The 24370-nt window shown below is 72.0% G+C and carries 21 protein-coding genes and 1 pseudogene; 11 read left to right on the forward strand and 11 right to left on the reverse strand.

The genetic code is table 11. The features are described from left to right. Window positions 1-227: 227 nt before the first annotated feature. From ABZ809_RS27010 to ABZ809_RS27025, 4 genes are all read left to right on the forward strand, one after another. Complete coding sequence (locus ABZ809_RS27010; RefSeq protein WP_357565409.1) at window positions 228-1913, forward strand: cellulose binding domain-containing protein; 1686 nt, start codon at window positions 228-230, stop codon at window positions 1911-1913. 378 nt (window positions 1914-2291) lie between these two features. Continuing rightward, window positions 2292-2621: a nucleoside triphosphate pyrophosphohydrolase family protein gene (locus ABZ809_RS27015; protein WP_121398302.1), complete on the forward strand. Its 330-nt coding sequence runs from the start codon at window positions 2292-2294 to the stop codon at window positions 2619-2621. A 126-nt stretch (window positions 2622-2747) separates the two neighbouring features. Next, a complete protein-coding gene (locus ABZ809_RS27020; protein ID WP_357565410.1) occupies window positions 2748-3698 on the forward strand; it encodes a hypothetical protein in 951 nt (316 codons plus the stop codon). A gap of 92 nt (window positions 3699-3790) precedes the next feature. After that, window positions 3791-4630 carry a M55 family metallopeptidase gene (locus ABZ809_RS27025; RefSeq protein ID WP_357565411.1) on the forward strand — a complete coding sequence of 280 codons (840 nt, stop codon included), beginning with the start codon at window positions 3791-3793 and terminating at the stop codon, window positions 4628-4630. A 12-nt stretch (window positions 4631-4642) separates the two neighbouring features. Here ABZ809_RS27025 and ABZ809_RS27030 read toward each other — a convergent pair whose 3' ends face one another. Beyond that, window positions 4643-5008 (reverse strand): nuclear transport factor 2 family protein, encoded by a 366-nt coding sequence (locus ABZ809_RS27030; RefSeq protein ID WP_357565412.1) that lies wholly within the window; start codon window positions 5006-5008, stop codon window positions 4643-4645. A gap of 100 nt (window positions 5009-5108) precedes the next feature. Next, window positions 5109-5780, reverse strand: coding sequence for a TetR/AcrR family transcriptional regulator C-terminal domain-containing protein (locus ABZ809_RS27035; RefSeq protein WP_357565413.1), 672 nt, complete (start codon window positions 5778-5780; stop codon window positions 5109-5111). 88 nt (window positions 5781-5868) lie between these two features. On the opposite strand from ABZ809_RS27035, the gene ABZ809_RS27040 reads away from it, so the two are divergent. Continuing rightward, window positions 5869-6327, forward strand: coding sequence for a hypothetical protein (locus ABZ809_RS27040; protein WP_357565414.1), 459 nt, complete (start codon window positions 5869-5871; stop codon window positions 6325-6327). A gap of 53 nt (window positions 6328-6380) precedes the next feature. On the opposite strand, the gene ABZ809_RS27045 is transcribed toward ABZ809_RS27040, so the two are convergent. Continuing rightward, complete coding sequence (locus tag ABZ809_RS27045; RefSeq protein WP_357565415.1) at window positions 6381-6839, reverse strand: DUF6194 family protein; 459 nt, start codon at window positions 6837-6839, stop codon at window positions 6381-6383. A 188-nt stretch (window positions 6840-7027) separates the two neighbouring features. Continuing rightward, a complete protein-coding gene (locus ABZ809_RS27050) occupies window positions 7028-7864 on the reverse strand; it encodes a nitroreductase/quinone reductase family protein (protein ID WP_357565416.1) in 837 nt (278 codons plus the stop codon). Between the two features lie 336 nt (window positions 7865-8200). Between ABZ809_RS27050 and ABZ809_RS27055 the strand changes: the two genes are divergently transcribed. Continuing rightward, entirely contained in the window at window positions 8201-8776 is a 576-nt protein-coding gene (locus ABZ809_RS27055; protein ID WP_357565417.1) for a hypothetical protein, read from the forward strand. Window positions 8777-8783: 7 nt separating this feature from the next. On the opposite strand, the gene ABZ809_RS27060 is transcribed toward ABZ809_RS27055, so the two are convergent. Beyond that, entirely contained in the window at window positions 8784-9254 is a 471-nt protein-coding gene (locus ABZ809_RS27060) for a DUF1992 domain-containing protein (RefSeq protein ID WP_357565418.1), read from the reverse strand. Between the two features lie 55 nt (window positions 9255-9309). Between ABZ809_RS27060 and ABZ809_RS27065 the strand changes: the two are divergent. Continuing rightward, window positions 9310-9999, forward strand: a pseudogene (locus tag ABZ809_RS27065) (DUF4158 domain-containing protein); the annotation flags it as partial. Window positions 10000-10110: 111 nt separating this feature from the next. On the opposite strand, the gene ABZ809_RS27070 reads toward ABZ809_RS27065, so the two are convergent. Further along, window positions 10111-11178: a LacI family DNA-binding transcriptional regulator gene (locus ABZ809_RS27070; protein WP_357565419.1), complete on the reverse strand. Its 1068-nt coding sequence runs from the start codon at window positions 11176-11178 to the stop codon at window positions 10111-10113. Window positions 11179-11237: 59 nt separating this feature from the next. On the opposite strand from ABZ809_RS27070, the gene ABZ809_RS27075 reads away from it, so the two are divergent. Next, on the forward strand, window positions 11238-12539 hold the full coding sequence (locus ABZ809_RS27075) for an MFS transporter (RefSeq protein WP_357565420.1): 1302 nt from the start codon (window positions 11238-11240) through the stop codon (window positions 12537-12539). Window positions 12540-13212: 673 nt separating this feature from the next. Here the strand turns inward: ABZ809_RS27075 and ABZ809_RS27080 are convergent. Then, window positions 13213-13743, reverse strand: coding sequence for a GNAT family protein (locus ABZ809_RS27080; RefSeq protein ID WP_357565421.1), 531 nt, complete (start codon window positions 13741-13743; stop codon window positions 13213-13215). Between the two features lie 167 nt (window positions 13744-13910). Between ABZ809_RS27080 and ABZ809_RS27085 the strand changes: the two genes are divergently transcribed. Then, window positions 13911-14561, forward strand: coding sequence for a LysE family translocator (locus ABZ809_RS27085; RefSeq protein WP_357565422.1), 651 nt, complete (start codon window positions 13911-13913; stop codon window positions 14559-14561). A 56-nt stretch (window positions 14562-14617) separates the two neighbouring features. Here ABZ809_RS27085 and ABZ809_RS27090 read toward each other — a convergent pair whose 3' ends face one another. Continuing rightward, complete coding sequence (locus ABZ809_RS27090) at window positions 14618-16639, reverse strand: beta-galactosidase (protein ID WP_357565423.1); 2022 nt, start codon at window positions 16637-16639, stop codon at window positions 14618-14620. A gap of 160 nt (window positions 16640-16799) precedes the next feature. Here ABZ809_RS27090 and ABZ809_RS27095 point away from each other — a divergent pair, with 160 nt between their 5' ends. Next, window positions 16800-19139, forward strand: coding sequence for a TIM-barrel domain-containing protein (locus ABZ809_RS27095; RefSeq protein WP_357565424.1), 2340 nt, complete (start codon window positions 16800-16802; stop codon window positions 19137-19139). Window positions 19140-19188: 49 nt separating this feature from the next. On the opposite strand, the gene ABZ809_RS27100 is transcribed toward ABZ809_RS27095, so the two are convergent. From ABZ809_RS27100 to ABZ809_RS27110, 3 genes are read right to left on the reverse strand one after another with little or no spacing between them, the layout of a single operon-like run. Continuing rightward, the gene (locus ABZ809_RS27100) at window positions 19189-20154 is read right to left on the reverse strand and encodes a carbohydrate ABC transporter permease (protein WP_357565425.1); all 966 of its coding nucleotides are present in this window, start codon (window positions 20152-20154) and stop codon (window positions 19189-19191) included. Next, window positions 20151-21188 (reverse strand): ABC transporter permease subunit, encoded by a 1038-nt coding sequence (locus ABZ809_RS27105; protein ID WP_357565426.1) that lies wholly within the window; start codon window positions 21186-21188, stop codon window positions 20151-20153. The genes ABZ809_RS27100 and ABZ809_RS27105 overlap by 4 nt, the downstream gene beginning before the upstream one ends. Further along, entirely contained in the window at window positions 21185-22846 is a 1662-nt protein-coding gene (locus ABZ809_RS27110; protein WP_357565427.1) for an extracellular solute-binding protein, read from the reverse strand. The genes ABZ809_RS27105 and ABZ809_RS27110 overlap by 4 nt, the downstream gene beginning before the upstream one ends. A 199-nt stretch (window positions 22847-23045) precedes the next feature. Between ABZ809_RS27110 and ABZ809_RS27115 the strand changes: the two genes are divergently transcribed. Continuing rightward, the gene (locus ABZ809_RS27115; protein WP_357565428.1) at window positions 23046-24266 is read left to right on the forward strand and encodes an ROK family transcriptional regulator; all 1221 of its coding nucleotides are present in this window, start codon (window positions 23046-23048) and stop codon (window positions 24264-24266) included. Window positions 24267-24370 lie beyond the last annotated feature (104 nt).

Below are 24370 nucleotides of genomic sequence, written 5' to 3' on the forward strand. Positions count from 1 at the left end.
GGGTCGTCGCCTGGGCCGGTTCGCCTGCTCAGTGGCCCTCCCCGTGCTTGACCCGCCCTGCGCCGGAACCTAAACTCACGACCTGTTAACGCTAACAGCGGCGTCAGTCGATGAGAGCCGACGGGTCATTGACGCCGGGGTCAAGGGCGGTCCCCAGGGCGGCGCTGACCGGTCCGGACCGGACCGGGGCACGCGCGTATCACCACCACCAGCCAGGAGGACGCAGAATGACGCACGATCAGAAGGGGCCGGTCAGCGGCGAGCGGCGATTGCTGAGCCGGAGAGCCGTCCTGACGACGATGGGGGCCGTGCCGGTCGCGGCAGCGGCGACCACCCTGCTGGGAGCCACGGGAGCCTCGGCCGCGGCGGCGACCATCAACCTGTCGGCGCAGCGGCAGACGATCAAGGGCTATGGTGCCATGGCCCACGCGGCCTGGATCGGCGACCTGACGGCCGCGCAGCGGGAGACGGCGTTCGGCACCGGCGAGGGTCGGCTGGGCTTCTCCATCCTGCGGATTCCCGTCGGCGAGAGCTCGGCTGACTTCGGCCGTGACCTCGCGACGGCGAAGCGCGCGGCCGAGCTCGGGGTGACCGTCTTCGCCTCGCCGTGGAACCCGCCCGCCAGCATGATCGAGACCTTCACCCGCGGCAGCCAGACCGATGCGAAGCGGCTCCGCTACAGCTCGTACGCCGCCTATGCGCAGCACCTCAACGACTTCACCACGTACATGCGCAACAACGGGGTGCCCCTGTACAGCATCTCGGTGCAGAACGAGCCCGACTACGCGCACGACTGGACGTGGTGGACCTCCGCCGAGATGGTCAAGTTCCTGCGGGAGAACGCCGGCTCGATCAGCACCCGGGTCATGGCACCCGAGTCGTTCCAGTACATCAAGTCCGTGTCGGACCCGATTCTCAACGACCCGACGGCGCTGGCCAACGTCGACATCATCGGGGCCCACCTCTACGGGACGTCGTACTCGAACTTCCCGTACCCCCTCTTCAAGCAGAGGGGCGCGGGCAAAGAGCTCTGGATGACCGAGGTCTACTACCCCAACAGCAACACCAACTCGGGCGACGCCTGGCCCGAGGCGCTCGACGTGGGCGAGCACATCCACCGCGCCATGGTGGACGCCGAGTTCCAGGCGTACGTCTGGTGGTATCTGCGGCGCAGCTACGGCCCCATGCGGGAGGACGGCCAGGTCAGCAAGCGGGGTGCCATGATGGCGCACTTCGCCCGGTTCGTCCGGCCCGGCTACATCCGGATCGACGCGACGGCGAACCCGGCATCGAACGTCTACGTCTCGGCGTACCGGGGCGGCGACACCGTCGTCATCGTCGCCGTCAACAAGAACACCTCGTCGGTGAGCCAGCAGTTCACCCTGTCGGGCACCACCGCTTCCGGCAGCGTCTCGAACTGGCTGACCGACGCGAGCCGGACCGTCGCGCCCCAGAGCGCGCTCACCATGTCGAACGGCTCCCTCACCGTCACGCTGCCCGCCCGAAGCATCATGACCTTCGTGACCAGCGTGAACGGCACCCCGCCGCCCAGCCCGACCCCCACGCCCACCGTCACCCCGCCCCCGGGCGGGGGCACGGGTCCCCGGGTCGCCTACACGATGAACTCCTGGGGCTCCGGCTTCACGGCCAGCATCGACATCACCAACACCGGCACCTCGGCGATCAACGGCTGGACGTTGGCCTTCAACCTGCCCTCGGGCCAGTCGATCACCTCGGGCTGGGGTGCCACCTACTCCCCGTCCAGCGGTCAGGTGAACGCCCGTAACGTCGACTACAACGCCGCGATCGCCCCCGGGGCCACCATCAACATCGGCTTCCAGGCCAACACCAGCGGCAACACCGCCGAGCCGACTGCCTTCACCCTCAACGGCGTCGCCTGCACGGTGGTCTGACCGTCACGACGCAGGGCCCCACCCTAGAGATTGACCAAAACCGGCTGCGGCCCCTCCGGCGACGGAGGGGCCGCAGCTTTTCGGGGGCGTGCCGGGGCATGCCCGGGCCGATAGCCACCAGTCACTGAGAACGAACACCGGGCTCGCGCCTCCTCCGGTCGCACCACGGTGGCGTCGACGGTGCAGGGCCATCCGTCGATGCCACCATAACTGTCATTATGATGTCTGGCCGATTCACCCCCTTTGTCCCAGCTCATTATTGGATTGTCATTACCGGTAATCCATTAATCCGCCTAGGAGGGCGGGCCTCCCCCGTCGGGGCTGAGCTGAGGCGGGGGTTGTCGCTTCTCAGGGGAGGCTCGTCCATACTGGTCCGCCATGGACCTGGACGAGTACCAGCGGGGCGCCCTCCGTACGGCCGCCCCGCGCGACAAGAAGAACGAACTGCTCCACCTGGTGCTCGGGCTGGTCGGCGAGTCCGGTGAGATCGCCGAGAAGTTCAAGAAGTGGGTCCGCGACCTCGACAGCGACGAGTCGCGCATCGACCGGGCCGACATCGCCAAGGAACTCGGTGACGTCCTCTGGTACGTGGCGGTGCTCGCCGACTACCTCGATCTCACGCTGGACGACATCGCGACCGCCAACCTGGCCAAGCTGGCCAGCCGCCAGGGCCGTGGCGTGCTGGGCGGCAGCGGCGACAACCGCTGAGCCGGGGACCCCTAGCGTGGGCAGGGGCTCGGCTGGAGGACCTCACCACCAACACGCACCTGCGGCGGCCCGATGGACGCCACGCCGACAAGCCTGGTTGACGTACCGCCTGGCTAGCATGCTGCCATGATCGAGGAACTGGTCCGGGCGGCCGGAGCCGGCGACGACGCCGCGCTCGAGGAACTGATCGAGATCGCCGCCGCCGAGCCGACACGACTCACTGGGCAGTTGGGTCCGTTGCTCGACGCGGGCGTACTGTGGCCACCGAGCTTGTATCGCGGCGCGACCGGAGACGTGGTCCGCCGGATCATCGACGACGTCGACGCCGGCCGGGCACCGCACCTGCTCAACCATCTGTTGCTCATCCTCGCGCACGCCGCCGATCCGCGCGCTGAGCAGGCCCTGCGGCGCTGGCAGGAGCAGCCGCCGGCCGGCGCGGACAAACTGCACGTCGGGGCGCTGGCCTACGCCCGCCAGGCCGGTTGGACGGTCGCTCCCGACGGCAGCCGCCGGGAGCTGTGCGCCCCTTCGGCGTACCGCATCACCATGAGTGAGGTGCCAAGGCCCGTCGGCGGCCCTGCCTGCCCGTGGTGCGCCTCCCCGCTGTGGACCGTCGCCGACCTCGACACCGACACCTCCGAGGCGGGCGAGGTCCTGGCCCACACCGGCTGGGCCGGCCGGCTGAGGATCGTGACCTGCCACCTCTGCGCCTGCTATACGACGCTGTACTGCCAGGTCACGCCCGACGGCGACGCCGTCTGGTGGACGGGCAACAGCCGCCCGGACTACGCGCCGGTCACCACCGAGCCGGAAGACCCGCCAGCCGTGCGTGCGGCCGTCGGCCCACGCCGGGCCTCGCCGTTCCAAGCCAGCGCGTGGGACGAAGGCGGCTCGACCCTGGGCGGCCATCCCGACTGGATCCAGGACGCCGAGCACGTCGACTGCCCCGCCTGCCAGCAGCCGATGGACTACCTCGGCCTCGTCGGCGGGGCCGACGTGGACTTCGGTGAGGGCGCCTACTACCTGCACCTGCACGCGCCCTGCGGCTTCGCGGCGGTCAACTACCAGCAGAGCTGACCGCTGGCAGCGTCAGTACCGTCGACCCGCTCCCACGCATCGAAGGGCCTGCGCGGGACGCGGGCAGGCACCCGGATCAGTACGGTGAGGTGATGACGACGGAACCCACGGTGCTGATCTCGGCCGACATGGAGGGAATATCGGGAATCGTCCACCCGACGGAGACGAATCCGGGTGGCTACGACTACGAGCGCTCACGCAGGCTGATGACGGCCGAGGTGAACGCGGCGATCCTTGGAGTGCTCGACGCGGAGCCTGACGCGGACGTGCTGGTGGCAGACGCACACGGGCCCTTCCGCAACCTCCTGCCCGAGGAGCTCGACCGGCGGGCACGGCTCGTCCGCGGCAGACCCCGGCCGCTGAGCATGGTGGCCGGGCTCGAGGTGGGCGTCGACGCGCTGCTGCTGGTCGGGTACCACGCGCGCGCCGGTGCGGGGCCGGCGGTGCTCGCCCACACGATGAGCGACGCGGTGCTCGACGTACGGCTCGACGGGCGGCCGACAGGCGAGATCGGCATGAACGCCGCCGTGGCGGGTCACTTCGGTGTGCCGGTGGTGCTGATCAGCGGTGACGACGTCGCGTGCGCAGAGCTGAGCGACGTGGTGCCCGACGCGGTGACGGTCGAGGTCAAGCGTGCGCTGGGCCAGGCGGCGGCGGTTACGCTGCACCCCGCTGAGGCCCAGGAGCGCCTTCGGCGGGCAGCCGCCACGGCGGTGAGCCGACGCGCCGAGGTGGCGCCGCTGACCCTCACCGGGCCCGTCGAAGTCGAGGTCGACCTGTACAGCCCGACGACCGTGGACCAGGCAACACTGGTTCCTGGTTTCACCCGCGCCCCTGGCGCGCGTACGGTGACGTTCACCGGCCGGGACATGGTCGAGGTGTACCGAGGGGTGCAGCTGCTCGTGCAGCTCGGCCAGATCAAACCCGGCTGACCCCTTCACCCGTCAGCGGTGGTCGTTCTCCTTCAGCTCGATCACCCACGCACGGCGCTCGGCGATCCTGCCGTCGCGCATGACGAACACCTCGGCCATCGACATGCGCATCTCCTCGCCGGTGTCGCGCCGCACCGAGCCGACCAGCTCCGCCATGACCGTGTCGCCCTGCTCCACCATGCGTACGACCTCCAACCGCGGTGGCGGCACGAAACCGGGGCCCTCGATCGCGGCGTCGTAGGCCTCCTTGCCCTTGAGGTGGAAGGCGCCGTAGACCGTCCACTCGATGTCGTCGGTCAGGCAGGACAGGATCTGCGCGTGGTCGTTCTTGCGGAAACCGTCCAGGTAGGTCTCGACGGTCTGCGTGTTGCGCGACATGAGCGGCGTCCCCTCGTCCTCGGCGGGCCTGCCTCACGACAGACCCGCCGACGTTAACTGCGAGGTGTGACAGACCGGCCGCGCAACGCGCCGACCTGCCTCAGGACGAGACCCGTTGGGCCGGCCCCGGTCCATCCGGTCGCGCAGCCCGGTTCCGGATCCCGTCGAGCACGGTGTCGAGCATCCGGTCGAACTCCGCCGGGGACCCGAAGCCGGCCTGCAGGGGCATGAGGGTGGCCATCGTCGGGTAGGCGGCGGCGTCGATCGCGGGCACGGCACCGATCCCGTCGGGTTCGCCGCTGAGAACCGCCAGCAGATACCCGTTGAGGAAGCCGAACAGCATCAGCGGCGCGTCCGCGACCACCTGGTCGGGCAGACCGGCCGCACGCATCGCGCTGACCATTCGTTCCAGGCCGGTGAGAGCCACCGGTGAGGTCTGGGCGCGCGTGGCCAGCAGCGGGAACACCCTGGGGTGCCGGTAGGCCATCTCCCGGTACCTGCGTGCCGTCGCGCGGGTGATCTCCTCCCAGCTGCCTGACGTGTCGTCCTCACCACCGGCCACCTCGGCGAGGACGGCCTCGGATATCGCGTCCAGCAGTGCCGCCTTGCCCTTGAGATGGTGGTAGATCGACATGGGGTCGACTCCGAGTTCCTCCGCGAGCCGCCGCACCCCGAATCGCTCCAAGCCGTCGCGGTCGACGAGTGCGACGGCGACGGCCGCGATGCGCTCGCGGTCGAGCCCCGCCGACACGCCCTGCGTGCGTCTGGCCACGTCCGCTCCCTCCGCTTGCCAAACCTACACCGTAGAACATACGCTGCGCAGCAGAAACCTACGACGTAGGTTTTGGAAGGGAGCGGTCATGTCCCCCAGGAACGCCCACCGTCCACCATCGGGACCCGCCAGACACCTCGCCGTGATGTACGTCGGGTTGGCGCTCACCGTCGTCGCGACGATCGCGCCGTACGTCGACCGTGCCACGGCACACGTGCTGGCCGACCACATCCGGACCGGCTACCCGACGTACTCCCCGGAGCGCGTCGACTCGGCCGTCACGACGTACCTGATCATCCTCACCGTCGTCGGCGTGCTCGGCGTCGGCAGCTGGGCCTGGACCATGTGGGCGGTCAGGTCCGGCAGGCGGTGGGCCCGCTGGGCGGCCACCGCAGCGTTCGCGCTCGGGACCTCGGTCGCGCTGACGGGACTGCTCGTCAAGGACACGTCCGGCGATACCGGCCTGGCGCCGCTGCTGGGATGGCTCACAGTGGCACCCTGCCTGGCAGGGCTGGTGGCCGTCGCGATGCTGTGGCGGAGGTCCTGACCGGGCCACCGAGGTCGGCGCGCAGCAGCAGGCCCGGGTCGAACCGCCACTCGTCAGCGAGGAGCGGCAGAACCACGATGGCGGGCCCGATGCTTGGCGTGCTTGCGGGCTGCGAAGTCGTACGCCCCGGCCAGCAGTCGCCGCACCGCTTCCCCGGTCGCCGCGTCGGGATTCACCACGCACACCCAGTGCTGTGACGCGTAGACCGGATGCGGCAACAGGACGTCCGGTGCCGTGTGGTCGACGTCGGTGCCCGGGTCGGCCCGTCGCGGGAACAGCGCGTCGTACGCCGAACGGGTCAACCCGATGTTGAGCCGCCACGCGCCCGGCCTGCCCAGCGCGGACGCGTTGTCGTAGTGGTCGCCCGTCACGATCGTCGCGAACGGCAACTGCCGCTCGGCGGGCAGGTCACGGTCGGGGTCGTAGACGAAGAAGCTGTCCCCGTTCGCCTCCAGAAGGTTCACCCCGTCGAAGGTCTCGCAGATGTACCGAGTCATCTCCCCAGCGTCCATGCCTCAATTTTTTCATTGAAGTGCTAGTTGAGACTTACGCCCGATTTTGTTGCCTGCTGAGGCCATGACCCTCAAATCCGGGTGCAATCCGCGCCGATCGCTGCCGGGGGTCGGGCGGCGCCGGCGCACGGTACGGGCCGGACGGTGCGGGGCGGCACCCGCGCCGACGCCGGTGCCACCCCGCCCGGCTACGCCTGGTCCGTCCCGTCGAGGACGGGAATGAGCTGCTCCTCCTCGTACGTCAGGTGGGCCTCCAGTTCGGTGATGAGATCCTCGACCTCCCGGCGGACCCCAGCCGGGTCGGCGGCCGGGTCGCCGATCACCCGCTGAAGGCGCTCGACGAGCGCCGCGACCCGGCGGTGTTCCTCCCGCAGCCGGTCCAGGGTCGGGGCGAGGTCGGGGCGCTGCCCGTCCAGCGCGGCGAACATGCCGGCGTCCTCGTTGCGGTGGTGATGGTGCAGGCCCTGGCAGACGGTCAGGCAGTTAACCCGTAGCTGTGCGCCCAGGCCCGGGCCGGAACGGGCCACCTCGTCGCGGATCAGCGCCAGCTCCCGGCGGAACGCGTCATGGATCAGCTTGAGCGCCGCGCCCCACGACGCTGCCTCCGGCGGCCCGCCCGCCACCTGGTGCAGGGCCACCACGGGAATCACCCGCGAGGTCTTCGCCTGGTACGCGGCCCAGCCCGGATCCGCCTCCACCGCCCGGGCGAAGATCCTTTCGCGCTCGGCGCCGGACAGCACGACCGCCCGCGCCTGGTACGTGAAGACCCCGTCCTCCACGGTGACGAGCGGGTCGGCGAGGAGGTTGCGGTACCAGTCCGGGTGCCTCGGGCCGCCACCGGCCGAAGCGATGACGAGGATGCGTTCGGTGTCGGGCAGGTAGCCGACGGGGGTGGTGTGCGGGGCACCGGTGCGGGCCCCGGTGGTGGTGAGCAGGATCAGCCGGGCCCCCTCGAACGGCCCGCCGACCCGGCCGGCGTTGGCGCGGAACTCGTCGATGATCTGCTGGTTGAAGTCGTTCGGCAACGTTTCTGCTCTCTGTCGGGCAGGAGGGTGCGGCCACGGTGGATCGCCCGCCCGGCGATCGGGTGGCGGCGAGAGTGTGGGTACGCCGATGTAGGGCCGGCGTGGGCGGTGAACGGGTGCTCGCGCGTGATCCGGTGAACGTGTGTCGACACCGGCGGGTGCGGGGCGTCGGCGGGCTACGGGCCCGCCCGCGGCTCACCTGATGGCCGGGTGCCCTGTCCGCTCGTGGCCCATGGCCGACCCGGCAGTCACGGCCCCACCGTAGTGCCGGGCGACGCCGACGGGCAACCGGTAACCGGCTTGCCGGGGGCCATGGCGCGGTGGCACGGTCGGGGGATGCCTGAGCTGACCGGCGTCGACGTGGACCGGGCGGTGACCGAGATGACGACGGTGCTCGGCCCGCACACCGGACGGGACTGGACGGTGCCCGCCGGCGGGCTGGAGTGGAGCTGCTGGACCACCGCCGCGCACGTGGCACACGACCTGCTGGCGTACGCGGGCCAGGTCAGCGGGCGGCCCGACGACGGCTACCTGCCCTTCGACCTGGTCGTCGCGCCCGCCGCCGGCCCGGTCGAGGTGCTGCGGGTCGTCGTCGCCTGTGGCGGTCTGCTGCGGGCGGCGGTCGACGCCGCCGCGCCGGCCACCCGGGCGTGGCACTACGGCCCCTGCGATCCGGCGGGCTTCGCGACGATGGGGGTGGCGGAGGTGCTGCTGCACACCGACGACATCGCCCGTGGTCTCGGTGTGCCCTGGCAGCCACCGGAGCGGCTCAGCGCCGCCGTGGTGGGCCGGCTCTTCCCGGACGCGCCCGCCGGGCCCGCGCCGCAGGTGCTGCGGTGGCTGACGGGCCGCGGTGAGCTGCCCGGCCACGCCCGGCGCACGTCCTGGTCGTGGCAGGCGGCGGTGGGGTGAGCAGGGGCTAGCCCGCCCGGCGGCGCCAGGGCGGTCGCCAGCCCCGTCGGGGCGGGGCCGGCGGAGGCGCCGCTGCCGACGCGCCGGCAACGGCTTCCGCCCGCTCGGCCCGCCAGCGGCGTACGACCTCGTCGGCGTTGACCGGGCGCACCGCGACCCGGGGGCCGGTGGGCGTCCGCAGCCAGGAGACGATCTCGGCGTTGAGGGCGGCGACGAACGCGCGCACCGATTCCTCGGTGGGCAGGTCCCGCACCTCGTCGGGCACCTGCTCGATCCGCCGGCGCAGTCGCAGGGGCGTGGGCAGCAGCAGGTCGGTGGGGATCTTCTCCCGCTCCAGGAAGCTCCTGATCCACCACGACTCGTCGTACGGCTGGCCGCGGCCCGGAATCGGCTTGCCCGTCCCGGGCAGGTTGTCGAACTCGCCCTGTTCCTGGGCCGTGCGGATCCGTGCCTCGACCGTCGCTTCCCAGTTGTCCATCCGCCGGCACCTCCCCCGCCCACGGTAACGCGGCCACCCGGGTCTCGGCCGCCGCGTGGCGGAGCTGATCCGGTACTTCACGTTGCCCCGGTGCGGACGAGGCGTTCGTGCGTCAGTTCCGGACCGGCGGCAACGTGCTGGGCGTGGCGGTCCAGCTGTGTACGCTGCCGTGGCTCGGGTTCGTGCCCGATGAGGTGGCGCTTGTTCCGGACGCTGCGGTGGGCCGGTTGTCGCAGCAGCTTGGGATCGCGATGGGCGAGCTGCGCGGGTACGGCGAGCGGGAGCAGACCCGGACGGATCATCTGCGGGAGGTGGCCGGCTACGCCGACTGGCGGTCGATGGACACCGCCGAGTGGAAGGACCTCGACGAGTTCCTGTTCGCCCGGGCTATGGAGCACGACTCGCCGAAGCTGCTGTTCCGGCTGGCCTGCGAGTACCTGCTGTCGTCCCGGGTGATCCGGCCCGGCGTGATCCTGCTTGCTGCGCCGGGTGGCCGCGGCCCGGGCCCGCGCCCGTACGGAGACGTGGACTCGGGTGAAGCACCCTGCTCACCGACCGGCGATTCGCCGAACTGGACCTGCTGCTGGTCCCGGACGCCTACCTCGGTCGCACGCCGCTGGCCTGGCTGGGGGTGGGGCCGACGTCGTCGAGCCCGGCCGCGGTGAAGGCTGAGCTGGAGAAGCTGGCCTACCTGCGCCGCCTCGACGCGCACACCATGATTGATCTTCGGGCCATTATTCCCAGCATCAGAGCTCGGTGACGGTGCGCCGCTGTGGGACAGCGCGGCAGCCATCTCTCTTGCGGGCGCTGGGGGTGTCCCGCTGACCGGTCCGTATGCGAGACGTCTTTACGGCATCTACCGGTCGGTGTCTGGCCGTTCTTCGGGCGCGACCACGGTCCATGGCACCTGGTGCCGATCGAGTTCGCCCGACAGGGCCGCTCGTGCACACGCACGGCCCTGCTCGCGCAACGAGGCCGCCACCGACCAAACTCCGGAGGTGGTGGCCTCTCGCGAGCCGTCCCACCCGGTCAGCGTCACCTCCCGCTGCCTGCGGCCCACCGTTGAGCGGGCCCCCAGCGCCAGTTCATCGCTCATAGCGAGCACCACCACGGGGCCAGAGCCCTCCTGCGGCTCGAGCAGCGCTGCGGCGGCGTCAGCACCGAGTTCGCGCTGGTTACGCTCCACTACGGCGATCCGCACGGCGGCCCAGTCGTGACCGGCCTCGGTCAGCGCATCGCGGTAGCCGGCCAGACGGGCCCCGGTGACGGGAAAGGGGATCGCCTGCAGGTCCATCAGGTCGACGGGCAGGTCGTGGCCGCGCAGGATGCCGCTGGTGCGGCGCCGGTCCAGGGGGAAGCTGATGATGACGGGGGCCGCTTCAGCCAGCGGCGTGGCCGCCGCGACTGCTGCTGCCGCCGCGCGGTCATCGGGCCCGATACACACCAGCCCCGGGTGGGCAGGGCCGCCTTGGATGGCGGCGGGTCGCCCGCTGGTCGCGACGGCGGCCAGTACCGGGTCATCGGCGACGGTGGTCCACAGCACGTAGCCGTCCACCGCCGCTGTCAGCACCCGGTCGACGTCGGAGGCATCCCCGCGGGTGGGAATCAGCACCACTCCCAGGTCCTCGCCAACGCAGACGTCGGTGATCCCGGCCAGGAACTGCGCCGCCTGCGGGTTATCGAAGAGGTAGGACAGGTGCTCCCCGACCACCACCCCCAGCTGCTTGGCGCGCCCTGAGCGCAGGGCCCGGGCGGTGCTGTCGGGTCGGTAGCCCAGTCGGGCCGCGGCCTCCAGCACCCGAGTGCGGGTGGCCTCGGCGACCCGCGCGGGGTGGTTGAAGGCGTAGGAGACCGTCATCGGCGCGACCCCCGCCTGCTCGGCGACGTCTTTGACCGTGGGACGTCGTCGCGCAGGTGTGGGCACGACAACATCCTATCGTGCTGTGTAACGTTACAAAAAGTGTTTGTGTAACGTTACGATCCATGATTCAAGACACGGCCGTCTCCTCGCCCCGTCCACCCGTCCTCGGTGTCCGTGCCCTCTGCGCGCCCTACGCGGCTTTCGCCGCGTTCGGGATCTTCTGGGGCGCCTGGGGAGCAGCCCTGCCCGCGTTGCGCACCCAGGCCGGGGTCAGCGAGGGCCAGCTGGGAACCGCCCTGCTCTTCATCGGTCTGGGGGCGCTGCCGTCGATGGCCTTCACCGGACGTGCGGTGGACCGCTTCGGGCTCCGCGTGGTGGCATGGCTGCTGGCGACACTGGCGGGTGCTGGTCTGCTCATCACCGCCAGCGCCGACGGGATGGTGCTGCTGGTCATCGGGATGCTCGTGGTTGGCGCCACCTCTGGTGCCGCGGACGTAGCCATCAATACCCTGGCCGGGCGCGCAGAGCACGCCACCGCCAAGCCTCTGCTCACCCGTTCCCACGGGCTGTTCTCCGTGGGCGTGGTCATCGCTAGCCTGTCCACCGGAGCGCTGCTGGGCGCAGGGCTGTCACTGCTGGCGGCCTTCGCCGTGGTCGCGGCGGTAATGCTCGCCCTGGCGGCGGCCGCTCACCTGACCAGCACGTCGCTACGGATTTCAGCTCACCAGGGGGACGCCGGTGCCGGGGTGGGTGCTCGCGAAGCCGCCCGTGAGGAGCGCGGGGCACCGGCAGGCTCCGGGGCGGTCGCGCCCCGTGGCGCACGGGTCTTGACGGGCCTGCTGCGCCGAATCAGCCCAACCTCACCGCTGCTGGCCGTCGGGCTGGTCGCTGCCCTGGCCTACGCCATCGAGAACGCCCACCAGAGCTGGGGAGCGGTGATGCTCACCGACGTCTTCAGCGCCTCACCCCAGCTGGCGGCCGCGGCCCCGGCGACCTTCGCCGCCACCGCCGCGCTGGCCCGCCTGAGCCTGGCGCCGTTCTCCCGCAGCCACCCCACCGCGATGCTGCTCGGTGGAGGCGCGCTGGCCACCGCAGGCAGCGCGATACTGGCCACTGCCCCCTCGATCGCTGTGGCCCTGACCGGGCTGGTGCTCGCCGCCCTGGGCACCGCAACGCTCTTCCCCACCCTGCTCAGCCGTAGCCTGCGCGACACCGACCCCGCCCAGCACGGCCGGGCCACCTCCGCGGTCGCCGCCACCGCCTACCTGGGCTTCCTACTCGGCCCGGCCTACGTGGGCCTGCTGGCCGAAAGCACCGACCTTCGCGGCGCGCTGGTCGGCGTGGCCGCACTCGCCTTGGTCTTCACCCTGGCAGCAGCGCCGATCAGCGCCTGGGCTGCGAGAAGAGGGCACACCGCAAGGTGATGTCAATGACCTCGTGCAGTGTCCGGTCAGCGACCGCTTATCGCGACACTGTGGCTGGCTGTGAGCGTTGCTGGGATCTGTCCCGTGAAAGGCGATTGATCTTCAGATCAGTGGGCCAGGAGGACTCACAGAGCCGATCAGCCACCCATCGCCACCTGCGGCACAAAGTCCCCGCAGCGGACGCCACTCGGCCACATTCTGTGTCACATCACCGCCAGGAGGCCCGCCGAGATGTCCGTGATCCCGCTGCCGACCACCCGGCGCACGGTGGCGCTCGTGGTCGCCGTCGACGCGTTCCTCGACCGCTTCCGCGACGACCCCGGCACCCGCGCCGCCTACACCCAGACCCTGCGCCGGCTCCGCGAGACCGCCGGGGATCAGGTGCCGGTCGCCGCGCTCACCCCGGAGATCTACGAGCAGACGATGGCCCGCTGGGACTCCGGCGCCGCGAACACCTGGAACAAGCACCTGTCCGCGCTGACCTCGTTCACCGCCTGCTGCCACCGCCAGGACTGGCTGACCACCGACCCCGGCCGGCGCCTGGAACGCCGCAAGGTCACCCGGACCCGGGACAAGGCCGTCCCGCCCGCCTCGACCGGCTGTTCACCGACGACCGCCACCCGCTGCGCGACGGGTGCTCTGGCGAATGCTATGGGCGGCCCTGCCCGGGTGGTCAGGCCCAGCGGGCGTGCCGGTGGCCGTCGCGGGGAAAGGGCGGCCGGGCCGGCAGGACCTCCTGGAAGCGGTAGCCGGCCTTCTCCGCGACCCGGCAGGAAGCCGGGTTGTCGATCTGGTGCAGCAGGTCCAACCGTCGCAGGCCGGCGAACCGGGCGAACGCCCAGTCGGTGACCGCGCCCAGGGCGTGCGGGGCGACGCCCCGGCCGCGGGCGGGCGCCGCGGTCCAGTAGCCGACCTCCGCGTGCTCGGCGCCCTCGGTGACGTTCTTGAGCACGAGCTGCGCCACCAGGGTCTCGCCCGCCGGCCGCGGCTCGACGACGGCGAAGGCGAACCGGTGGCCGTCGTCCCAGTCCCGGCGTGCCGCGGCCACGAACCGGCGCGCGTCGGCGGTCGTGGTGACCGGCGCCCGGGTCCACCGGAGCAGCACCGGATCCCGGTACGCGGCGACGAGGGCGTCGGCGTCGTCGTCGCGCCAGGGGCGGAGCAGGAGTTCCGGCAGCGTCGACGTGGCTGGGGCGCGCAGCATCGGCACAGTGTGCCCGCCCGGGGCTCCATGGTGGGGGCGGGAGCCGGCGCAGCCCTGTTCGCCGAGGAAGCCGAACGCCTCGTCGCGCCCCGGGCGGAAAAAGGGGGCGGCGGCCCGGCGGCGTACGGGCGTAGGGTCGGCCCCAGGCGGGCGGAACGGGGGGCGACATGGTCGACGCGGGTGCGCTGGTGGGTATCGCGCTGGTGGCGTTGGGGCTGGTGCTGACCCCCGGCCCGAACATGGTCTACCTGGTGTCGCGGTCGGTGACGCAGGGCCGGCGGGCCGGGCTGGTGTCCCTGCTCGGCGTCGCCGCCGGATTCGGTGTCTACCTGGCCGCCGCGGTGGCCGGCATCGCCACGGTGTTCGTGCTGGTGCCCGCCCTCTACACGGCGGTGAAGCTGGCCGGCGCGGCGTACCTGCTCTGGCTGGCCTGGCAGACGCTGCGACCGGGCGGGCAGTCGCCGTTCACCCCGGCGCCGCTGCCGCCGGACCCGGCCCGGCGGCTGTTCACCATGGGGCTGGTCACCAACCTGCTGAATCCGAAGATCGCGATCCTCTACGTGTCGCTGCTGCCGCAGTTCATCGAACCGTCCCGCGGCCATGTCGCGGCGCAGAGCCTGCTGCTGGGGCTGACCCAGATCGCGGTGGCGCTGACGGTGAACGCGGTGATCGTGCTCACCGCCGGCACGCTCGCCGGATTCTTCGCCCGCCGGCCGCTCTGGCTACGCGTGCAGCGACTGGTGATGGGCACGGTCCTGGCGGCGCTCGCGGTGCGCATCGCCGCCGACCGGTCCCGCGCCGCCGTCGCGATGCCCTGACCGCGCCTTGTCCTGACCGAACGACGGCGGCGCGCCGCCGGCCCGTCAGGGCGGAGTCAGCGGTCGCCGTCGGTCTCGCGGAGCACGGCGACGCCCCCGGCGGGCAGGTGCACCTCCGTGGTGATCGTCGCACCGGTGATCAGGTCCACCCCGGCCGCCGGCACCCGCTGCGGCCGGTCGGTGTGGTTGAGCAGGAACAACCAGCTCGCCCCGGCGCCGCGGCGGCGCACCGCCTCGACCCCGGTCGGGGCGGCCGGGCAGACCGGCGCCGCGCCGGCCGCGCGTGCCGCCTGCGTCATCAGCCGGCCGTAGGTGGCGTCGTCGGGGCGGGTGGACAGGTACCAGGCGGTGCCGGCACCGACCGCGTGGCGGGTCACCGCCGGCAGCCCGTCGAGCACGCCACCGGCGTACGCGGTCACCGCCTGCGCGCCGGCCAGCCGCACCGTCTCGGCCCAGCGGCGACCGGTCCCGCCGTCGGACAGCGGCACGGTCTCGCCGTCGGCGAGCGGGTGGAACTCCTCCACCCGGATGCCCAGCACGTCGCGGAACGCCCCCGGGTGACCGCCGAGCCGGACGCGGGCGTGGGAGTCGGCGACCCCGCTGAGCCAGGTCACCAGGAGGTGGCCGCCGCCGTCGACGTACGCGCGCACCCAGTCGGCGGTGGCGTCGGAGGCCAGGTAGAGGGCGGGCAGCACCAGCAGCCGGTACCCGTCGAGGGGGTCACCGGGCAGCACCACGTCCGAGCCGAACCCGGCCCGCCACAGCGCGCGGTGCGCCGCCGAGACCTCGTCGCGGTGGTTCAGCCGCGGCGACGGCATCCCCGGGTGGCCCAGCGCCCACCCGCTGGCGGCGTCCCAGCCGATCGCGACGTCGGCGTCGACAGTGCTCCCGTCCACCTCGGCGATGCGTTCCAGCGTCTCGCCCAGGTGGACGGCTTCCCGGAACACCCTCGTGTCGGGGCCGGCGTGCGGCACCAGGGCGGAGTGGAAGCGTTCCGCCCCGCCGGCGGGGGCCCGCCACTGGAAGAACAACACCCCCCGCGAGCCGCGCGCGACGTGGGCCAGGCTGTGCCGCAGCATCCGGCCGGGCTCCTTGGCGTGCATCCGCCCACCGGTGTGGATCTGGTTGGGGGCGCTCTCCATCAGTAGCCACGGCGCCGACCGGTCGGCGCCGCCGGTGCGCTGCCGGGCGCCGTGCCGGGCCCAGCCCCGGGCCAGGTCGGCGGCGAGGGCGGTCTGTTCCTCCGCGCCGCCGTCGGGGGCGTCCGGGTAGTGGTCGATCGCCACCAGGTCCACCTCGGCGGCCCAACGGGCGTGGTCGACCGGCACCCAGTCGCCGAGGACGTAGTTGGTGGTGACCGGCACCGCCGGGTTGGCCGCGCGCAGCAGATCGCGCTGCTCGGCGTACGCGGCGAGCAGGGTGTCCGACCAGAACCGCCGGAAGTCCAGCAGGTGCCCCGGGTTGGCCAGGTACTGGGTGGCGCGCGGGGTGTCGACCTGCGCCCAGTCGGTGTAGTGCTGGCTCCAGAAGCTGGTGGCCCACGCGGCGTTGAGCGTGTCGAGGTCGCCGTGCCGGTCGGCCAGCCAGCGCCGGAACTCCCGCCCGGCGTGCGCGCAGTGGCAGGTGGTGCCGTACTCGTTGTGCACGTGCCACAGCGCGAGGGCCGGGTGGTGGGCGTACCGGTCGGCGAGCGCGGCGGCGATGCGCCCGGCGGCGGCCCGGTAGGCGGGCGCGGCGGCGCAGTAGGTGTCCCGGCTGCCGTGGTGCAGGCGCACGCCGTCGGCGGTCACCGGCAGGGCGTCGGGGTGGGCCAGCGAGAACCAGGGCGGGGGTGACGCCGTCGGGGTGGCGAGGGCGACGGAGATGCCGTTGTCGTGCAGCAGGTCCAGCACCTGGTCGAGCCAGTCGAAGGTGTACCGGCCGGGCTCCGGTTCGAGCCGCGACCAGGCGAACACGCCGACGGTGACCAGGTCGACCCGGGCGCGACGCATGAGGGCGACGTCCTCCCGCCACACCCGCGCCGGCCACTGCTCCGGGTTGTAGTCGCCGCCGTAGCGGAGAGTGCCCTGGCCCCACATCGTCCACCACCAGTTTGTTGACTAAGCATCCAAAATATTTCAGCGGATTTCCGCCTGTCAACGCCACTCCATCGCCGATCCAACGAAGGTCATCGTTGACAGTTAGTTGAGAAGCCAAAGAAACTTGCGGGACCGCTGGAACCACCTGGAGGAGACGCCGATGCCCTACCGACCGCCGCTGGTCCCCTTCGAGACCTTCGTGGCCGACCCGCCCGACCTGCCGGTGCGGGCTCCCGGCGAGGACGGGGCCGCCGTCGTCGGCCGGGCCGAGGTCGTGGCGACCGACCCGCAGGGGGCGACGTTGAAGGCCGCCCTGTCCGACGGCGCGAGCATGGTGGTGCGCGTCGAGGCCGCCGGTGACGGGGTGATCCGGGTCCGCCTGACCGACGACCCGCAGGCCCGCAGCCGCTCCGCCCGGGCCATATCGCTGGTGCACCCCGGCACGCACCCCGCCACCGTCACCGTCGACGACACCCGCGTCCGGATCGACGCCGGCGCCGTGGTCGCCGAGATCCGGCTGGACCCGTGGCACCTGCGCTTCCTCGGCCCCGACGGCCGGCTGCTGCTCGAACAGGATCCCGGCACCCGGGACATCAGCGGCCGACGGCGCACCCTGCCGTTCGGTCGGTCCACCGTCGACGGTGCGGCCGTCGCCTGGCACGAGAGCTTCGTGGCGCCCGGCGACGAACGCTTCGTGGGCTTCGGCGAGAAGTTCACCCCCCTGGACAAGCGGGGACAGCGGCCGTTGATGTGGAACTTCGACGCGTTCGGCGGCGAGTCGGACCGCTCCCACAAGAACGTGCCGTTCTACCTGTCCGACCGGGGCTACGGGGTGCTGGTCGACAGCGGGCTGCCCGTGCAGTTCGACGTCTGCCAGTCCACCCACAGCAGCGTGCAGATCCTGGTCCCCGACGACCTGCTCGACTACTACGTACTGGCCGGCCCGACCCCGGCGGAGGTGCTCGACCGGCTCGACCGGCTCACCGGTCGTCCGTACCTGCCGCCGAAGTGGGCCTTCGGCGCCTGGGTCTCCTCGGGCTTCTTCCCCGACTCGCAGGAACGGGTGCTGGAGCGCGCCCGCCTGCTGCGCGAGCGGGGCATCCCCTGCGACGTGCTGCACCTGGACTGCTACTGGCAGGTCGCCGGCCGCTGGTCGGACCTGCAGTGGGACGCCGAGGAGTTCCCCGACCCGACGGCGATGCTGCGGACCCTCGCGGGACAGGGCTTCCGGGTCTGTCTCTGGATGAACCCGTACCTGATGACCGACAGCCCGCTCTACGCCGCGGCGGCCGAGGCCGGCTACTTCCTGCGCCACGCCGACGGCACGACGTACGTCGCCGACGTCTGGCACGGCAGCCACCCGGCGAGCGCCATCGTGGATTTCACCAACCCGGCCGCCGTCGAGTGGTTCACCGGGCTGCTGCGGCCCCTGCTGGAGCAGGGGGTGGCGGTGTTCAAGACCGACTTCGCCGAGGGCGTGCCCGCCGACGCCGTCGCCCACAACGGGATGACCGGCGTCGAACTGCACAACGTGTACGCGCTGCTGTTCAACGACGTCGTCGCCGAGGTGACCGAGGAGGTGACCGGGCACCGCACGGTGTGGGCCCGCTCGTCGTACCTGGGCGGGCAGCGGCACAGCGCCCAGTGGAGCGGCGACGTCAACGCCACCTGGCCGGGGCTGGCCAGCACGCTGCGGGGCGGGCTGTCGCACGGGCTGTCCGGGGTGCCGTTCTGGAGCCACGACACCGGCGGCTTCCACGGCACCCCTTCGCCCGAGCTCTACGTCCGGTGGACCCAGTTCGGGGCGTTGTCGCCGCTGGTCCGCCTGCACGGCACCACCAGCCGGCTGCCGTGGGACTTCCCGGCCGAGACCGAACGCGACGCGGTGGCGGCGCTGCGGCTGCGCTACCGGCTGATGCCCTACCTGTGGTCGGCCGCGGTGCAGTCGGCCGCCGACGGGTCGCCGGTGATGCGCGCGCTGCTGGTGGACACCCCCGACGACCCGACCGCGTGGAGCACGGACCTGCAGTACCGCCTCGGCACCGACCTGCTGGTCGCCCCCGTCACGGATCCGTCCGGGCGGCGGAACGTCTACCTGCCCGCCGGTGACGACTGGATCGACGCCGCCACCGGCGAGCGGCACCCGGGCGGGCGCTACCTGCGGGTCACCGTGCCGCTGCACCGGCCGCCGCTCTACGTCCGCCACGGCGCGCTCGTCCCGGTCGTGGCGCCCGGCGACACGGTCGGCGACGGGCCGTTCGCCGACGTCATGCTGGTGAGCTGGGGCGGGGTCGACGCCCGTACGGTGCTGCACGACGTCGACGGCGACACGGTCGTCGAGGCCGTCCGCGACGGCGACACCCTTCGGGTACGCACCGACGGCCCGCTGCGGGTGACGCGGGTCAGTCTCGCCGGCGCGGACCTGCCGGCCCGGCTGCTGCTCAACGGCGAGCCGGTGACCCCGGCGCCCTTCGACGGCTGGTTCCCCGACCCGGCCTGACGGCACGCGGCGCCCGACCCCGTCCGGGTCGGGCGCCGCGCGGGCCCCGTCAGCCCTTCACCGCACCGGTGATCACACCCTTGGTGAAGTGCCGCTGCACGAACGGGTAGACGATCACCGCAGGGATCACGGTCACCACCACCACCGCCATCTTCACCGCCAGGGTCGGCGGGTACGCGCTGATGCCCGGCAGGCTCACGGCCGCCCCGGACACGTTCGGCGACTGGCCGGCGAGGATGTAGCTCTGCAACACCCGCTGGATCGGGAACTTGTCGTTGTCGTCGATGTAGAGCACGGCGTTGAAGTAGGCGTTCCAGTAGCCGACGGCGTAGAAGAGCCCGACGACGGCGATCACCGCCTTGGACAGCGGCAGCACGATGCGCCACAGGATGTGGAACTCCCCCGCACCGTCGATGCGGGCGCTGTCGAGCAGCTCACCGGGGACGTTCATGAAGAACGCCCGGATCACCACCAGGTTGAACACGCTGATCGCGCTGGGCAGGATCAGCGACCAGATGCTGTCCTTGAGCCCGAGGCCGGTGACCACGAGGTAGCTGGGCACCAGGCCCGGGAAGATCAGGAAGGTCAGCAGGAAGAAGAAGAGCAGCCCCCGGTGCCCCACCGACCCGGGCCGGGACAGCCCGTACGCGGCGAGGACGGTGAGCACCAGGCTCACGGTCGTGCCGAGGACGGTGACCAGGGTGCTGATCCACACCGCCTGGGTGATCTGCCCGCCGCTGAAGATGGTGACGTACGCCGACGGGTCGATCTCGCGGGGCACCATCACCATTCCGCCGGCCTCGTCGATCGTGCTGCGCGAGGCGAGGCTGGTCACCAGCACCGCCCACAGGGGCACGAGCACGGCCGCGACGAGCGCCGTGAGCACCGCCCCCTTGGCCAGTGTGCCCAACGGCGAGGGCGGTTCCTCCCAGGCGGGTCGCCGGGACCGCCGGCGCAGCGGATCGGGCGTCGGACGCGCCGGCACGGGGCCGACGCCACTGAGCTGTGCGGTCATGATTTCGCGTACACCCCCTGCTCGCCGAGCCGATGCGCCACCTTGTTGGCGGTGAGGATGAGGATGAGCCCGACCACGGCCTTGAACAGGCCGGCGGCGGCGCCGAGCCCCCATTGCTGGGTGCTGATGGCCTGGTAGTAGACGAACGTGTCCAGCACCTCGGCGGCCTCCCGGCCGACCGCCTCGCGTTGCAGGATGAACTGCTCGAAGCCGACCGACAGCGCGTCGCCCAGCCGCATGATGAGCAGCAGCACGATCACCGGGCGCAGGCCCGGCAGGGTGATGTGCCACAGCCGCCGCCACCGGCCGGCCCCGTCGGCTGCCGCCGCCTCGTACAGGTTGGGGTCGATCGCGGACAGCGCGGCCAGAAACACGATCGCGCCCCAGCCGACGTCCTTCCACACCGACTCGGCGGTGACCAGGACGATGAAGGTGTCCGGGTTGGTCATCACGTCCCAGGGCTGCATGCCGGCCTCGCGCATCTCCTGGGCCAGCAGCCCGGCCCCGCCGAGCATCTGCACGAAGAACGTGACCACCAGCACCCAGCTGAAGAAGTGCGGCAGGTAGACGACGCTCTGCACGAAGCCCCGCACGCGCCCGGAGACCAGGCTGTTGAGCAGGATCGCCAGCATGATCGGCAGCGGGAAGAAGAAGACGAGCTGGAACGCGGTGATGGTGAGCGTGTTGCGCACCGCGTCCCAGAACAGCGGGTCGCCGAAGAGCGCCTCGAAGTTGCCGAAGCCGATCCACTCGCTGTAGAGGAACGCTTCGAGGGGATCGTCGCCGACGAACGGGTTGTAGTCCTGGAAGGCGATGACGTTGCCCAGGGTCGGCACGTAGTGGAAGACCAGCAACAGACACGCGGCGGGTGCCGTCATGGCCAGCAGCGGCCAGTCCCGGCGCAGCCGGTCCCACAGGGTACGCCGGGGCCGCACGGGCGGCGTACGACCGGCGGCCCGGCCCCGACGGCCGGGCCGGGTCGGGCGGGGGTCCGCCGGCGCGTCGACCGCGCCGGCGGTGCCCGGGCCGCTCATCGGCCGTTGTCGGCGAGCGCCTTCTCGTGGAACGCGCGCCCCTCCTCACCGCCGGAGGCGAGGAACTCCTTAGTCACCTGGTCGAGGTCGCTGATCGGGCGACGGCCGCGCAGGATGTCGCGGATCTTGTCGTCCGTCGGCTGGATGATCTTCGACCAGTTGGCCGGCAGCTCCAGCTTGATCCCGGCGAACAGGTCCTTCTCCAGCAGGCCGATGTCCTTTTTGCAGTGGTCCAGGAACTGCTGGACGTAGTTCGGCGTGTCGCTGCTCTTCACCTTCACCGGCACCCGGCAGAAGTTGTACTGGCCGCCCAACTCCTTGCGGCCGAGGTCGCTGGGCAGCGGGCTGCCGTCGGGGCCCCGGGTGAAGTGCTTGCCCTCCACGCCGTACTCGCGCAGCTCGAACTCGCGGCTGCCGAACGGCGCGGCGGACCAGTTGAGCACCCGCAGCAGCTCGTCGACCCGCTCCGCGCCGCCGCCCTTCTTCAGGAAGGTGTAGAAGATCGGCTTCTCGCTGCCCCAGATGACCGGCTGGGCGCCGGCCACGCCGAACACCGGCAGCGGCTGCATGTCGAAGCTCGGCAGGATCTTGGACTGCTCGCCCTGCAGGCCCTGCCACGCGCCGAGCCCGTCCTGGAACATCACGATCTTGCCGGCCTTGAAGAGCTGTTTCTCGTCGGCGCCCTTGCTGGCCACGGTGTCGGGGTGCACCAGCCCCTCGGCGAAGAGCTTCGCGGTGAACTCCAGGGCCGCGCGGAAGGCCGGGTTCTCGAACTTGTGCTCCAGGCCGCCGTCGGCCTTCTTGCGCCAGGTCTGCTGGCAGCCGAAGAACTGCTGCACCATCTCGAACACACCGCCGAAGGCCCACACCCCCTTGCCCGGGTCGGTGAGCTTCCTGCCCAGCTCGTGCAGCTCCTCCGGCGAGGTGGGCGCGGTCAGGCCGGCCTTGTCGAGCAGGTCCTTGCGGTGGAACAGCGCGTACGCGAACACGCCGTCGGTGGGGTACGGCACGGCGTAGAGCCGGCCGGCCCAGACCGAGTACTCCCACGCGCCGGTGGGCAGTGCGGCGAGGTACGGGTACTTCGCGGCGCTGTCGCCCTTGAGGTGGTCGGTGAGGTCCTCGAACAGCGCCTTGACGGCGTCGGAGAACCGGGCGACCTTGTCGACCTCCCAGTTGGGGACCATGAGCAGGTCGGGCACGTCGCGGGCGCCGAGCATCGCGTTGAGCTTGTCGGCGTAGGTCGTGCCGTCCTGCAGGCTCGGGTCCAGGTCCACGCCCAGCTTGGCGTTGACCGCCGCCAGGTAGGAGTTGCGGCCCAGGGTCGGCGGGGTGGGCCCCCACCACGGGCTCATGGAGCGGATCGCCGGGCCGCCCCGGCCGGGCTGCTCGGTGACGGCGTCGACCAGGTTGCGGGGGTAGCTGAGGTAGCCGTCGGGGATCGCCCCCTCCCCGACGATGTCGGGCTTGAGCAGGTCGGCCGGCTTGTGGGTGGGCAGCACCGACCGGATGGCGTCGCCCTTCGTGGCGCTGCCCTTGCTTCCGGCCTCCTTGCTGCAACCGGCCAGGGTGGCGCCGCCCATCGTCGTGGCGGCGCCGAGGCCGAGCAGGCGCAGCATGGACCGTCGGTCGGTGGATACGCCCGGCAGGGACGGCTTCACGGCGCACTCCCTTCGTCATCGGATAACGGTTTCGCGGACCGTTCGTGTCCGGCTAGAATTAGTTGGGGTTCTAGCCGAACAAACTAATCGACGGTGATCCGTCCCACAAGACAGTGGTCCCTCCCGCCGTGGCGGTACGCGATGATGGGTCGCGCGGCACCACCGATCGCGCACCGTCGGCCCAGGAAACGGACAGATCGTGATCAGCATCCACAACGAACCGCAGCCGACGGACCTCGGCGACGTCCGGGTGGCCAACCGGGCCGTGGTGCTGCGGCACGTGCGCCGGCACGCGCCCTGCTCCCGGGCCGACATCGCAGCGCACACCGGACTGAACAAGGCCACGGTGTCCAGCCTCGTCGGCGAGCTGATCGAACGCCGGCTGCTGCGCGAGACCGGGCTGACCGAGAACCGGGTCGGCCGCCCCGCCACCATGCTCGTCCTCGACGGCGCGCCCTACGCCGCGCTGGGCATGCAGATCGGTGCCGACGAACTGGTCGTGGTCGCCATCGACCTGGCCGGCACCCGGCTGCTCACCTGGCGTCGCGCCTTCGCCGCGTCGACCGACACGCCCGCCGAGACCGCCCGGGCGTTGGCGGCCCTGGCCCGCCGCGCGGTCACCCGGCTGACCGGCCAGGGCCGCCAGGTCCTCGGCCTCACCGTCGGAGTGCCGGGCCTGGTCGACGCCGACGGCGCCGTCCCCCGGGCCACCGCCCTGGGCTGGCGGGACGTGCCGCTGGCCGCCGACCTGCGCGCCACCCTGCGGGAGCCGGGCCTCACCGTCGAGGTCGACACCGACGCCAACCTCGCCGCGCTGGCCGAGCACCGGCACGGCGCGTACGCCGGGGCGGCCCACCTGGTCCACCTCACCGGCGGGGCCTCGGTCGGCGCGGGTGTCGTCGCCGACGGCCGGCTGCTGCGCGGCGGTCGCGGCTTCGCCGGTGAGATCGCCCACCTGACGCTCGACCCGGCCGGTCCCGCCTGCGACTGCGGCCGGCGCGGCTGCCTCGCCGCGGTCGCCGGCCTGCCGGCGGTGGTACGCCGCCTGCTGCCCGACACGGAGCAGGACGGCCCGGTCACCGACTTCCTGCCGGAGCTCGAACGGATCCAGGCGCTGGCCCGCCAGGGCGACCCCACCGTCCTGGCCGGACTCGCCGACGTGGGCTGCCACCTCGGGCACGCCGCGTCCATCCTGGCCAACCTGCTCAACCCGCAGGCCGTGGTGGCGGGCGGGCACTTCGCGACCCTGGCCCCCTGGTTGCTCCCGGCGGCCCAGGCGGAGTTCGCCGCCCGGGTCCACGCCCCGCAGGCTGGCGGCTGCCTGTTCGACGCCTCCACCCTCGGCTCGGCGGTCGTCGCGCTCGGTGGCGCCACCGCAGCACTCGCCGCCGTCGAGTCGGGTCGACTGCCGGTGTCGTGATCCCGGGGGCCGCCGGCCCTTGACCGGACCGCGCGACGGTGCCAACCTCGAACCGCCGCCTCGTGGCCGGGCACCCGGGGCGGCATGTTTTCCGCGGTCGTCGA

The organism is Micromonospora sp. NPDC047074 (assembly GCF_040643815.1).
Taxonomy (GTDB): domain Bacteria; phylum Actinomycetota; class Actinomycetes; order Mycobacteriales; family Micromonosporaceae; genus Micromonospora.

What these genes read in the sequence shown, in the direction of transcription:
- ABZ809_RS27010 (WP_357565409.1), top strand. Translation starts at nt 228, where the DNA reads ATGACGCACGATCAGAAGGGGCCGGTCAGCGGCGAGCGGCGATTGCTG.
- ABZ809_RS27015 (WP_121398302.1), top strand. Translation starts at nt 2,292, where the DNA reads ATGGACCTGGACGAGTACCAGCGGGGCGCCCTCCGTACGGCCGCCCCG.
- ABZ809_RS27020 (WP_357565410.1), top strand. Translation starts at nt 2,748, where the DNA reads ATGATCGAGGAACTGGTCCGGGCGGCCGGAGCCGGCGACGACGCCGCG.
- ABZ809_RS27025 (WP_357565411.1), top strand. Translation starts at nt 3,791, where the DNA reads ATGACGACGGAACCCACGGTGCTGATCTCGGCCGACATGGAGGGAATA.
- ABZ809_RS27030 (WP_357565412.1), bottom strand. Translation starts at nt 5,008, where the DNA reads ATGTCGCGCAACACGCAGACCGTCGAGACCTACCTGGACGGTTTCCGC.
- ABZ809_RS27040 (WP_357565414.1), top strand. Translation starts at nt 5,869, where the DNA reads ATGTCCCCCAGGAACGCCCACCGTCCACCATCGGGACCCGCCAGACAC.
- ABZ809_RS27045 (WP_357565415.1), bottom strand. Translation starts at nt 6,839, where the DNA reads ATGGACGCTGGGGAGATGACTCGGTACATCTGCGAGACCTTCGACGGG.
- ABZ809_RS27055 (WP_357565417.1), top strand. Translation starts at nt 8,201, where the DNA reads ATGCCTGAGCTGACCGGCGTCGACGTGGACCGGGCGGTGACCGAGATG.
- ABZ809_RS27060 (WP_357565418.1), bottom strand. Translation starts at nt 9,254, where the DNA reads ATGGACAACTGGGAAGCGACGGTCGAGGCACGGATCCGCACGGCCCAG.
- ABZ809_RS27075 (WP_357565420.1), top strand. Translation starts at nt 11,238, where the DNA reads ATGATTCAAGACACGGCCGTCTCCTCGCCCCGTCCACCCGTCCTCGGT.
- ABZ809_RS27080 (WP_357565421.1), bottom strand. Translation starts at nt 13,743, where the DNA reads ATGCTGCGCGCCCCAGCCACGTCGACGCTGCCGGAACTCCTGCTCCGC.
- ABZ809_RS27085 (WP_357565422.1), top strand. Translation starts at nt 13,911, where the DNA reads ATGGTCGACGCGGGTGCGCTGGTGGGTATCGCGCTGGTGGCGTTGGGG.
- ABZ809_RS27090 (WP_357565423.1), bottom strand. Translation starts at nt 16,639, where the DNA reads ATGTGGGGCCAGGGCACTCTCCGCTACGGCGGCGACTACAACCCGGAG.
- ABZ809_RS27095 (WP_357565424.1), top strand. Translation starts at nt 16,800, where the DNA reads ATGCCCTACCGACCGCCGCTGGTCCCCTTCGAGACCTTCGTGGCCGAC.
- ABZ809_RS27100 (WP_357565425.1), bottom strand. Translation starts at nt 20,154, where the DNA reads ATGACCGCACAGCTCAGTGGCGTCGGCCCCGTGCCGGCGCGTCCGACG.
- ABZ809_RS27105 (WP_357565426.1), bottom strand. Translation starts at nt 21,188, where the DNA reads ATGAGCGGCCCGGGCACCGCCGGCGCGGTCGACGCGCCGGCGGACCCC.